Below are 12,277 nucleotides of genomic sequence, written 5' to 3'. Positions count from 1 at the left end.
GGGAGAAAGAATTTGCGGCGCAAGCCGTCTGACCGGGGAAGCGCCAACCATCTATGTCCTATCGTCCATTCAAGCCGCGCGACTATGAAAACGTGAAAGCCGTCGTTTCGCGGCTGTTCGAACAGTCCGGCGGAGCCAAGTCCGTCATGGAGATGCTCGATCTGTCCAGCACGCGCGTCTACGCCTTCACGGACCCGGATTCGAAAAACGATCTGTCCTATGCCCGCGTCGCCAAGCTGACGCAGGAAACGGGCGCCCGCGCGGCGGCTGAACATCTGGCGGGGCTCGCCAGCGGGGCTTTCCTGCCTATCGAGATCGACAGCGATCACGACTGGTACGCAATCGCGGGCGAGGCCAGTCGGTCGAACGCGCAAACTCTATCCGCACTGATCGAATCACTGAGCGAGTTGAGCGAAACCCCCGGCGAAGTCTCCGCGGCTGAAGCCCGGGTCTTGCTGGAACTGGTGGACCGGCAGATGGCTTTGCTGGCCCTGACGCGGACGCGGCTGATGAAGATCGCCGCCGAAGACGCCTGATCACCGGTGCAAAAGCTGCTCGCCTATATCAACAACATGGACGTGCGCGCCCAGCGCGCCGTCCTTGTTTCTCTGGGCCTGTTCGCGGCGGTGGCGGCGATTTTTGTCGCCGGCCGTTATGGGCTGAGCCTGGATAGCGAGCGGGCGCTGCAAGACTGGTTCGACGGCGTCGCACAAAGCCGCTGGGGCCTGCTCTGGACGATTCTGGCCTTTACCGGGCTCGCCTTTGCGGGCGTGCCCCAGTTTGTCCTGATCGCAGTAACCGTTGTGGCGTTCGGCCCGTTGACCGGGTTCTTCTACGCATGGATCGCAACGATGGTGTCGGCCAGCGTCGATTTCTGGCTGGGCAAACTGGTCGGCGGGCGGGTCGTGCGGCGCTATGCCGGATCGGCGGTGAACCGCATATCGCGCTTTGTCGGCCGCAACGGCTTCTGGACCGCGCTGACCGTGCGGGTGGTGCCGTCCGCGCCGTTCATCGTGGTAAACATGGCGCTGGGCGTGACCCATTCGCATTACTGGCGGTTCGCAGCGGGCACGGGAATCGGCATTATTCCGAAGACGGCGCTGGTCGCCTTCGCCGGGCGGGGGCTGATGGAATTGCTGTCTCAGGCGGACTGGCGGGCCGGCCTGATGGTGGTTCTGGCCGCGGCGTTGTGGATCGCGTTGATGCTCTGGGGGCGAAATTTTCTCAAGCGTCGGGAGGCCCGGCATGCGAAAACCCATGACCCCAGCGCTTGAAATCCGCAGCTTGCCCGCGCAATAACGCTCAATTCCTCCTCACACGGACGATTCCATGTTTTCCAATCTTTTCGGTTTCATGTCGGCTGACATTGCGATCGACCTCGGCACGGCGAACACGCTGGTCTATGCCAAGGGACGGTCCATCGTGCTCAACGAGCCCTCGGTTGTAGCGTTTCAAACTGAGAATGGCCGCAAGCGCGTTCTCGCCGTGGGACAGGACGCCAAGATGATGCTGGGCCGCACGCCCGGCAATATTCAGGCGATCCGGCCGATGCGCGATGGCGTCATCGCCGACTTCGAAGTCGCCGAGGAAATGATCAAGCACTTCATCCAGAAAGTGCATAACCGGCGGACATTCGTCTCGCCGCAGATCGTGATCTGCGTGCCCTCCGGCGCCACCGCCGTCGAGCGCCGCGCGATCCACGAATCGGCGCTGGCCGCGGGCGCGCGCAAGGCGCATCTGATCGAGGAGCCGGTCGCCGCGGCGCTGGGCGCCGGCCTTCCGATTGATGAGCCGTCGGGCTCCATGGTTGTCGATATCGGCGGCGGCACGACCGAGGTGGCCGTCCTGTCGCTGCAAGGCATTGTCTATGCGCGATCCGTGCGCGTGGGCGGGGATATGATGGATGAAGCCATCATCAACTATATCCGCCGCGCCGAGAATCTTCTGATCGGCGAAACGACCGCAGAACGCATCAAGCATGAGATCGGCACGGCGACCGAGCCGGAAAAAGGCGATGGCCTGAGCCTGGACGTAAAGGGACGCGACCTGATGCAGGGCGTGCCGCGCGAGATCGACGTCACCGAACGCATGATCGCCGAGGCGCTGGCCGAGCCGGTGGAGCAGATCGTCGACGCCGTGAAGATCGCGCTGGAATCGACGCCGCCGGAGCTGGCGGCCGATATTGTCGACAAGGGCATCATGCTGACCGGCGGCGGGGCGCTTCTGCGTAATCTCGACACCGCGATCCGTGAGCGCACCGGCCTGCCGGTCGCCATCGCCGACGACCCGCTTTCCTGCGTGGTGATCGGTTGCGGCAAGGTTCTTGAAAACCCGAAACTGAGAGGGCTTCTCGCCTCGCCGGTCTAGGCCCTCTATCATGATTTGAGAGGGTGGAGGCCTGTGGTCGAAAGCAGCGAATGGAGAAGCCGGCGGGGCTGGACGACGGCGGTCTACGCGCTTGTCGCGGTGGCCGCGTTGCTGCTGCTTGTCCTGGACCGGCCGGGGAGCCGTCCTTCCGTTCTTGATGACATCCGTGCGCATACGGGTGATTGGGCCGCGCCGGTGATGAGCGCCGTTTCGGCGCCGATCCGGGGCCTGCGGTCGATCTTCGGCGGCGCGTCCGATTACTGGGCGGCCGTCGACGAGAACCGGGAGCTGCGGCAGGAGATCGGCCAGCTCAATCGGTGGCGGGATCTGGCCCTGTCGCTGCGCGACAAGGTGCGCGCCTATGAATCCATTCTGGACATCCCCGGCGTGGACGCGGCCGATCCCATCGGCGCGTGGTCTGTCGCAGACGCCAGCGGCCCGTTCGTCCATGCCCGCCTGATTGATGCGGGCTGGGACCGGGGCGTCCGCGAAGGCCATCCGGTTCTGACCGAGCGGGGACTGGTAGGCCGGGTCGTCGTCGTGGGCCATAACTCAGCGCGCGTGCTGCTGCTGACGGATTTGAACAGCCGGATTCCGGTGATGACCGAGGATGGCGAGGCGCGCGCCCTTCTGACGGGCGATAATTCGTCCGCCCCGCGCCTTGAGTTCGTTAATCGTGACGCGGTCCTGGAAGAGGACGAACGCATCGTCACTTCGGGCGATGGCGGGTTGCTGCCGCGCGGGCTGCCGGTTGGACAAGCCGCGCCCGCCTCCGGGGACGCCTGGCGCGTGCGGCTCTACTCCTCCGGCGACCCGGTCGATATGGTCTGGGTCTATCCGTACGACCCCATCATGACTCCCGAGGAAAATCCCGTACCGCAATCGGAACGGCTGATTGAGTCCGCCGAGCGCGAAGCCCGCGCCGAAGCGGCGCGTCTGGCCGCCGAGGCGGCGGCGGAAAGCGTGGAGGCCGAAGCGGCCGCCGAGGAAGATCAGGGGGAAACCGCGGGAACCGGCGCCGCCAATGCTCAGCAGGCGGGGCAGGGCGGATGAAGAGCGCGCGCTTTGTCGAAGTTTCACGCGCTGGTCCCTCGGCTGTCGTCGCGGTTCTGATTACGCTTGGTCTGGCGATATTTCTGGCGGCGGCGCCGCGCCCCTTCGGACCGGTTGCCGAGCCCTGGCTGCACGCCTGCGTCATCTATTTCTGGACACACAGACGCCCCAGCATGATGCCGCCGCTTCTCTGCTTCGGGGCGGGGCTTCTGGCGGATCTGATAACGGGCGGTCCGATTGGCCTCTGGGCGCTGTCGCTGACCGGCCTGTCGCTGGCCGCGCGCGTCACCCGGCCGATGGCGGACAGCCAGCCCTGGCCCAAGCGTCTGGGCTATTTTGCCTTGTCCCTCGTGTTCATGATCCTGGTCGCGTCGATCGCGCTGGGCGCAGCCGGGGTTAGCGGCGGCGCGCCGCTGCCCGGCATGGCGCTTCATGCTTTGACCACCTTGATCATCTATATTCCTCTGGAGTCGCTTTTGGCCTTTATCGCCGGGCGCGTCGGACTGCGGAGGGGCGCTTTGTGAAACGCAATGATCGCGAAACGACGTTTTCACGCCGCTCCTTCATTCTGGCGGGCGGCGGCGGCCTGATTTTTACGGGTCTCGGCGCGCGTCTGGTCTCCCTGCAGATCAGCCAGACCGAGCGTTACCGGACCCTGTCCGAGGACAACCAGTTCAATTTCCGCCTTCTCACGCCCAGCCGCGGCCGGATCCTGGACCGCAACGGTGAAGTGCTGGCCGATAATCAGGACGCCTATAACGTCCTGATGGTCCCGGACCAGACGGGCGGCGTGGAAGAGGCGATAGACCGCCTGTCCGCGCATATCGAGATTTCGGACGGTCAGCGTCAGCGTATCCTGCGCGAAGTGCAGCGCAATCCATCCTTCCGGCCCGTCACCATTGCCGAAAATCTGGATTGGGAGACATTCGCGCGCCTGAATGTTCATGCGCCGGACCTTCCCGGCATCCTGCCCGTGGTGGGGGAGGTCCGCTATTATCCCCACGGCCCGATCCTGGCTCATACGACCGGCTATGTCGGCAAGGCCAGCGAGGAAGTGGCCGGCAACGATCCCTTGCTGCGTCACCCCGGATTCCGCATCGGGCGGGATGGGCTGGAGCTTAGCCTGGACGAGCGGCTGCGCGGCGAAGCCGGCGCGCTGAAGGTGGAGGTGGACGCCTATGGCCGCGTGGTGCGCGAACTGCCAGACCCCAAGACCCAGCCCGCGCCGGGCGACGACATCCGCCTGACGCTGGACCTCAAGCTTCAGCAATATGCGGCTCAGCGCATGGAGGACGAGGCGGCGAGCGCGGTCGCCATGGATGTGCGGAACGGCGACATTCTGGCGCTGGCCTCCGTGCCCAGCTACGACCCCAATTCGTTCGCCAAGGGCATGAGCCAGAAGGAATATGACGCGCTGCGGGCTGATGAGCGCCAGCCCTTGTTCAAGAAGGCCGTTGGCGGGCTTTATCCCCCGGCTTCCACATTCAAGCTTCTGGTCGCGCTGGCTGCGCAAAGGCACGGCGTCATGGACCCCGGCGAGCGGGTGTTCTGTTCAGGCCGCATACGGCTTGGCAACCATCCCTTCCACTGCTGGAAGCGCGGGGGACACGGCGCGCTGGATATGGCGGGCGCCATCCAGCATTCCTGTGACATCTATTATTACGAGGCCGCGCGCAGGCTGGGCATCGAGAAGATTGCCGAGACCGCGCGCGAGTTCGGTCTGGGCGAGAAATTCGATATCTCGGTTCCCGGCGTGCAATCGGGCACGGTGCCGGACGAGGCCTGGAAGCTAGCCCGGTTCGGCGAGCGCTGGCAGGGCGGCGAAACCCTGATTGCGGGCATCGGACAGGGTTATCTTTCCACCTCGCCCCTGCAGCTGGCCGTCATGACCGCCAGGCTGGCGACGGGGCGCGCTGTCACCCCCCGGGTTGTGACGGATGGCTCCCCCGGTGCCTTTGCGCATCTCAACTACAACGATGAATCCTTTGCGCTGGTTCGCGAGGCGATGATGTCGGTTTGCGAACAGCCCGGCGGCACGGCCTATTACGCGCTGGGCGGCGGTTTCGAATATGGCGACATGCTGATGGCCGGTAAATCCGGCACGGGTCAGGTTCGCCGTATCAGCCTGTCTGAACGCGCCACAGGCGTGCTGAAGGGCGATCAGGTGCCCTGGAAATACCGCGACCACGCGCTGTTTGTGTGCTTCGCGCCCTATGAAGACCCCCGTTACGCGGTTGCGGTCGTGGTCGAGCACGGCGTCGGCGGGTCCAGCAACGCCGGCCCGAGAGCCCGTGATATTTTGCGGGCCTGTTTTGAACGCGAGGCCGGGCGCGACCCGACGGCTGTCGCCGCTGCGGATACGCCGGAGCGGGATACATGAGTTCAGTCTTCATGGGGTCATCCCGCCCGCGCGGCGTGCTGGCCTTTCTTCACAATTTCGACTGGACGCTGGTTGCGCTTCTGATGCTGCTGGGCGGCATCGGCGTCGGGATGCTGTATTCCGTGGCGGAGGGCGACTGGTCGCCCTGGGCGGTTCGCCACGCCATCCGCTTCTCGCTGGGCGTGGGCCTGATGATGATCGCGGCCCTGATCGATATCCGGATATGGATGGCGATTGCCTACCCGGCCTGGGCGGGCGTCATGGTGCTGTTGCTGGGGGTGGAGTTCTTCGGCTCCGCAGCCATGGGCGCCGAACGCTGGCTGGAGATCGGGCCGATCCGCGTGCAGCCTTCGGAATTGATGAAGATTGCGCTCGTTTTGGCTCTGGCGCGATATTATCACGGCCTTTCGTCGGACAGGGCCAGCGGGTTTCTGGGGCTGATACCGCCGGCCATCCTGATTGGCGCGCCAGTCCTGCTTATCCTGCGGCAACCTGATCTCGGCACGGCGGTGCTGCTGGCGCTTACCGGCGTGGTCATCGTGTTCATGGCCGGCCTGAACTGGTGGATCATTATTTTCGGGGCTGGCGCCGCGGCGGTCGGCGCGCCGCTATTCTATACATTCGGCCTGCAGGACTATCAGCGGCAGCGCATCTTCACCTTCCTCAATCCGGAAGCCGACCCGATGGGGGAGGGCTACCAGATCCTCCAGTCCAAGATCGCGCTGGGTTCCGGCGGCGTATGGGGCAAGGGGTATATGGAGGGAACGCAAGCGCAGCTCGACTTCCTGCCCGAAAAGCACACCGACTTCATCTTCACCATGCTGGGCGAGGAGTTCGGCCTGATGGGCTGTCTGTTCGTGCTGATCCTTTACGCGCTGGTCTCGGCGCGTCTTATCATGATCGCTACGTCCTGCCGGAACCAGTTCTCGCGGCTCGCCGTGGCGGGTATTGCCGCGACGTTCGTCTCCTACGTCTTCATCAATATCGCGATGGTGACGGGCCTGGCGCCGGTGGTCGGAGTGCCATTGCCGCTGATTTCCTACGGGGGCACGGTGATCATCACGGTCATGGCCGGCTTTGGCATCGCCCTGTCGGCGCACCTCAATCGCGGACGTGAGCTGGACCGTTCAAGGTCGTTTGTCTGAGCTTTTCAGGCGGCGTCCCGGACGAAGTCTTTCAAGGCCGGGCGGGTTTCCGCCATCGCTTCTTTCAACTCAGGCATCATCTGCGCGGCTTCGGCCGCCGGTTTGTGTTCCATGTCCGAGGCAATGGCGCTGACGCGACCAGCCCCGACATTCGCCGCACAGCCTTTCAGTTCATGAGAGGTCTTGCGGATCTGATCCTGATCGGCCGATGAGACGGCGTTTTCGATCGCATCGACCAGCCCGTCCGCCTGTTCACAGAAAGCGTCGATGATCGAGCGCACCACATCCGGCCCGGCCGCTTTCAGGAGCGGCTCAAGCGTGGATTGATTGACCAGTGGGGCGGCGGCGTGATCGGACATGATAGAGGTTTCCCTGTGTTGGCTGTAGGCGTCTTCCGTTTCACCGGCGCCGGAAAGCTTCATCAGAAGCGCCGCCAGCGCAGTGGCAGAAAAAGGCTTGCTGAGCGCGTCGTCAAACCCGGCGCGGATCAATTCGCTGCGCCGCCCCGAATGGGCGGTCAGGGCCAGAATGGGCTTTCGGCTGTTCGGCCCTTGCCGCGACCGGATTTCGGCGACCGCGCCGATGCCGTCCAGATTGGGCATTTCGACATCGAGTATAAGAATGTCGAACGCTGTTCCGGCGGCGGCATCGGCCGCCTGACGGCCATCCTCGACCACCGTGGCGTCGCATCCAAATTGATGGAGTATGGTCTCCAGGAGCAGGCGGTTCGCGGCGTTATCGTCGGCCGCAAGAATCCGAAGTCCGTCCGTGGCGGACGCGATATCATCGGCGTTGTCGGACCGATGATCCGATATTTCTTTCAGCGGCAGTTCGAACCAGAAAACGGATCCCGCGCCGGGCTGGCTCTCCACCCCGATTTCGCCATCCATAAGGCCGACGAGACGGCGGCAGATCGACAGGCCCAGTCCCGTGCCGCCATAGCGCCGATTGATGCCGGCGTCGGCCTGGACAAAGTCGTCGAACAGGCGCCGCTGGGCCTTTTCCGAAATGCCGATACCCGTGTCGGAGACCGAAATACGAATGCGGTCTTCCATGGTTTTCGCGGCCGCGATGCGGATCTCGCCCGCTTCGGTGAATTTCACCGCATTCCCGATGAGGTTCAGCAGGATCTGACGGAGGCGAGCGGGATCGCCCTCATAGGAACCCGCCAGACCGCCGCCGAGACTCAGCATCAGATCCAGGGATTTTTCCCGGGCGACCGGACGCATCATGGCGGCGACCCGGTGAATTTCCTCACAAAGATCGAATGCCGTGGAATCCAGCTCCACCCGGTCGGCTTCGAGTTTCGTAAGATCCAGCACGTCATTGACGAGGCACAGCAAGTGTTCGCCGGCGGTGTTGGCGGTTTCCGCGTATTCGCGTTGCGAAGGCTGCAAGTCCGTCCGCATCAGAAGGCTGGTCATGCCGATTACGGCATTGAGCGGAGTCCGGATTTCGTGACTCATCGTGGCCAGGAAGCTGGCCTTTGCCGCCGCGGCCTCCTCCGCTGCGTCGCGCGCATGTTCAAGGGCAAGGGCCCGTTCCGCCTCATGCGTGACATCACGGAGCGAGCCGAAAATGGAGACGGGTCCGGTCTGGGCATGGGTCGCGCGGCCAATGGTTTCAAGCCAGAGAATTTCCCCGTCCGGCGCAATATAGCGGAAGCGGCTGGTGAACGTGTCCTCGCCATTGAGCATGACGTTCTTAATGACCGACCACGCCTGATCCTTGTCGTCCGGATGCGCATGATCCATGACGGTTTTTAGCTCGAACGCCGTTCCCGGCGGCAATTTCAGCAGCTCAACGCATTCCGGGGACCAGATGGCCTCGTCGGTCTCCGCGTTCCAGCTCCACAGACCCACGCGCGCTGCGGCGCGGGCCCAGTCGAACCGTTCGCTGAGTTCATTCAACTGAAGCTCGGCGCGTTTGCGGTCGTCGATATCCAGTATGGCGCCGACAATATGCGGCTTTTCCCCGGTTTCGCTGACGTGAAGCGTCGTACGGGCCTCGACCCAGATATAGCTTCCATCCTCGCGCCGGACGCGATGGTCCAGCGTGACCTGCCCGTCGGTTTCTTCGCGCAGCCTGGCGTATTCATCATAGGTCTGAAGGTCGTCGGGGTGCACGCGCTCCCGCCACCATGATTTGGGCTGGATCAGATTCTTTTCAGGAAGTCCCAGAATCCGCGCGACAGAGGCGGAGTAAGCGGTTTTGCCCACGCCCAGATCGCCTTCATAGACGCCCACTTTGGCGGATTTCGCGGCGATATCGAACAGGGCTTCCAGGCGTTTAAGCGCCAGTTCCGTGGTCTTGCGCTCATCAATGGATATCAACGCGCCCTGCAACAGGACCGGTTTGCCGTTCTTGTCCTTTTCGAAGGTCGAGCGGGCTTCGACCCAGACATATTCTCCGTCGGACCGTTTCAGCCGGTATTCGATACAGAACGGCTCAGCCGCGTCATAGTGGCGGCGCCCGGCCGCATGAACATGTTCGCGGTCATCGGGGTGGATTTGCTCGATCCACCAGTCGATGGACTCCGTGAAGGCCTCGGCCGGCCTGCCAAGGATTTGCGCGATCTCTGTCGAGAAGTTCACCGCGCGGCTCTCGTGATCAATTTCGAAGAGGCCGATGCGGGCGGACCGCACGCCTACGTCCAGCTTCATTTGCAGGCGTCTGAACTCAATTTCCGCCTGGACGCGTTCATCGATATCAATGACCACGCCGCTAAACCCGGAAATCGCGCCATCGGGCGCAAGAGCATCAACCTCCATCCGGGATTCAATCCAGATATAGTCGCCGCTGTCGCGGCGCATCCGGTATTGCGTAGTGACCAGATCGCCGATGGACAGGCCGTCCTGTCCCCGGAATGGCGCCTTGGCCGTTTCCTGGTCGTCGGGGTGTATTCGCGCCCGCCAGATATTCTTGTCGACCTCGAAAGCCTCGTCGCCCATTTGCAACATGACGGCGACCTCACGCGAGCACTGGCAAACCCCGTCCGCCAGATGAACGATGCCGACCCCGGTTGCGGAAATGGCCTTCTGGAACTGCGTTTGAAGCGCGTTTAGCGCGGTCTCGGTATTCTTGACGTGATCAATATTGGCAATGGTTCCGCGGGACAGCACGACCGAGCCGTCAGCTTCCAGCACCCCGCGTGAGCGCACCGAGAACCAGCGATATTCGCCATCCTTGCCGCGAATCCTCACCTGGCTTTCCAGCGTCTCGTCAGACTTGCAGCGGCGGCGGAAATTCGCCTCCAGATCCGCAAGATCATCGGCATGGACCAGGGCCGAGAGTTCCGCGGTCGTCAGGAAACGCGTTTCCTGATCAAGACCGATGATTTCGGCGGCAAGCCGGTTGAGGCGGACGTCGCCCGTCTTGATCTCCCGCGTGAAGAGGCCGACCTCAACCAGTTCCATCGTGTCGCGGTGCTCAGCCTCCGCGTCCTCGCCTTTCTGACGCGCGCGCGAAACTTCGGTGGTGTCGAGAAGAACTCCGACCACGCCGGTCGATTGTTCCAGATAATAAGTGTCGGGCTGACCGGAAATCCGCCCTGTGCGCTGTTCGCCGTCTTTCCGCTTGAAGTCGAAATCCAGTTCGAACGGAACGCCCTGATATTCGCACCGCCATGCCGCCCGCCAGATACGCCTGAGCGTAGCGGGAGAAACGCAGCGCGGCGCCAGATTCTGGATATTGTCTTCCGGGGAAGCGCCGATCAGGGCCAGCAGGTTATCGGAGTAGGACAGTCCGCGATCGGCGACGGAAATTTTCCATGCGCCGGCATTGGTCACCTTTTCGGCCCGCGACAGCAGGCCGTTATCATAAAGGGTCTTCTTGAAATCAAACTCGGGCGAGTCTGTCGGGCGGCAGAGATAGACCAGTGTCTGAACGCCGCCCGGCTCGGCCCGGGACATTATCTGCACGCTCATGGGAAGGGCGGGGCCTTCCGCCGAGCGCACGGAAAGAACGCCTTCGCAAACGCCGAAGGTTTCGAGGCGGTGATTCAGGCTTTCCACCTGCTGGTAGTCATTTTCCGCCGGGCAAAGCAGGCTCCGCGGAGAACGGCCCTTGAGGTCCGGCAGCTCATAGCCCAGCAGATCGAGAAATACATCGTTGGCGTCGACGATATTCCGGTCCGCGCCCGTCTGTTCCGCGATCAGAATAGCCGGCGAAGCGTCCACCAGGACTTCACGGACAATTTCTCCGGCAAGTTCGTTCGGATCGGTCATGGGCCGCGTTATTCATTCAAATTGATGAAATTCCCCGCCAGTGTGGACACCGAGTGTTTCCACACAGTTAGCGCCGCACGTTTTATTGACCGGGCCTGAATCGTCAGCCAATCTGCGCGCCAAATTCATGGGATGGCGCGGGGAGCGCCATTACCGCCACTAACAATAGATGGGGGAGGGGTTATGGTTCAGCCCGGCGCCGGCGTACACGAACACTGGTCTTCAAGATTTGCATTCCTGATGGCGGCGATCGGATCGTCTGTCGGGTTGGGCAATTTCTGGCGCTTCCCCTTTACCGCCGGAGAAAATGGCGGCGGCGCCTTCATCATAATCTATCTTTTCTGTGTCGCCCTGGTCGCGTTCCCGGCGCTGGTTGCTGAATATGTTCTGGGCCGCCGCGGCGGATATTCCGCTGTCGGAACCATTGGCGCGCTGGCCCAGGAAAGCGGCCGCAGCCGCCGTTGGGAAGGCATGGGCTGGCTGGGCATCCTGACCTCCCTGTTCATCGTTACGTTCTACAGCGTGGTCGCCGGCTGGGTGATCGCCTACGCGCAGTTCGCCTTCTCTGGCGACTTCGCATCCGGCACACCTGAGCAGATCCAGGCGAAGTTTTCCGAACTGACCAGTAATCCCGGCCGCCAGCTGCTCTATCACGCAGCCTTTGTGGCCCTGACCGTCTTCATTATTGCGCGCGGCATCAAGCGCGGCATCGAAGCCGCGGTGAAATTCCTGATGCCTGCTTTCTTCATCATGTTGCTGGGTGTTGTGGCCTACGCGCTGATTGAAGGCGATGTGGGGCAAGCCGCCAGCTTCCTTCTCCGCCCTGATTTCTCCCAGGTGACCTTCACGACCGTGCAGGTGGCTCTGGGGCAGGCGCTGTTCTCGGTCGGCGTCGGTTCCGTCCTGATGATGACCTATGGCGCGTACCTGAACCCGGACCAGAATATTGTGGGGTCTTCGGGCTTTATCGCTTTTTCCGACTCTCTGGTCGCCATCATTGCCGGTTTCGCGATCTTCCCGCTGGTCTTCGCCACCGGGCTGGATCCGGCGGGCGGGCCGGGCCTGTTCTTCCAGACCTTGCCGGTCGCCTTTTCGCAGGTTCCGGG

Annotated in this window: 9 protein-coding genes; 8 read left to right on the top strand and 1 reads right to left on the bottom strand. The window is 63.0% G+C overall.

Annotated features, from left to right (window positions below; translation table 11 throughout):
- The first annotated feature begins 53 nt into the window (after positions 1 to 53).
- Genes H2040_RS10275 through rodA form a run of 7 tightly spaced genes read left to right on the top strand, consistent with a single transcriptional unit; the run spans position 54 to position 6,945 of the window.
- Positions 54 to 536, top strand: coding sequence for a hypothetical protein (locus H2040_RS10275; RefSeq protein ID WP_022696523.1), 483 nt, complete (start codon positions 54 to 56; stop codon positions 534 to 536).
- Positions 537 to 542: 6 nt separating this feature from the next.
- The gene (locus tag H2040_RS10270) at positions 543 to 1,274 is read left to right on the top strand and encodes a TVP38/TMEM64 family protein (RefSeq protein WP_287157224.1); all 732 of its coding nucleotides are present in this window, start codon (positions 543 to 545) and stop codon (positions 1,272 to 1,274) included.
- A 55-nt stretch (positions 1,275 to 1,329) separates the two neighbouring features.
- Positions 1,330 to 2,367: a rod shape-determining protein gene (locus H2040_RS10265; protein WP_022696525.1), complete on the top strand. Its 1,038-nt coding sequence runs from the start codon at positions 1,330 to 1,332 to the stop codon at positions 2,365 to 2,367.
- A 33-nt stretch (positions 2,368 to 2,400) separates the two neighbouring features.
- On the top strand, positions 2,401 to 3,420 hold the full coding sequence (locus H2040_RS10260) for a rod shape-determining protein MreC (RefSeq protein WP_287157221.1): 1,020 nt from the start codon (positions 2,401 to 2,403) through the stop codon (positions 3,418 to 3,420).
- Positions 3,417 to 3,944, top strand: coding sequence for a hypothetical protein (locus H2040_RS10255; protein ID WP_022696527.1), 528 nt, complete (start codon positions 3,417 to 3,419; stop codon positions 3,942 to 3,944). Before H2040_RS10260 ends, H2040_RS10255 begins: the two co-directional genes overlap by 4 nt.
- On the top strand, positions 3,941 to 5,800 hold the full coding sequence (mrdA, locus tag H2040_RS10250; protein ID WP_022696528.1) for a penicillin-binding protein 2: 1,860 nt from the start codon (positions 3,941 to 3,943) through the stop codon (positions 5,798 to 5,800). The genes H2040_RS10255 and mrdA overlap by 4 nt, the downstream gene beginning before the upstream one ends.
- Positions 5,797 to 6,945: a rod shape-determining protein RodA gene (rodA, locus tag H2040_RS10245; RefSeq protein WP_022696529.1), complete on the top strand. Its 1,149-nt coding sequence runs from the start codon at positions 5,797 to 5,799 to the stop codon at positions 6,943 to 6,945. The genes mrdA and rodA overlap by 4 nt, the downstream gene beginning before the upstream one ends.
- Positions 6,946 to 6,950: 5 nt before the next feature.
- Here the strand turns inward: rodA and H2040_RS10240 are convergent, their stop codons facing one another.
- Complete coding sequence (locus H2040_RS10240; protein ID WP_287157220.1) at positions 6,951 to 11,171, bottom strand: PAS domain-containing protein; 4,221 nt, start codon at positions 11,169 to 11,171, stop codon at positions 6,951 to 6,953.
- A 183-nt stretch (positions 11,172 to 11,354) separates the two neighbouring features.
- On the opposite strand from H2040_RS10240, the gene H2040_RS10235 reads away from it, so the two are divergent.
- On the top strand, positions 11,355 to 12,277 hold a 923-nt coding region (locus H2040_RS10235), incomplete at its 3' end, for a sodium-dependent transporter (RefSeq protein WP_287157218.1).

It is taken from the genome of Euryhalocaulis sp. (genome assembly GCF_013911995.1).
Lineage (GTDB): Bacteria > Pseudomonadota > Alphaproteobacteria > Caulobacterales > Maricaulaceae > Euryhalocaulis > Euryhalocaulis caribicus.
Note: the sequence above shows the minus strand (reverse complement) of the source record. Positions and strands in the feature narration are given on the sequence as shown.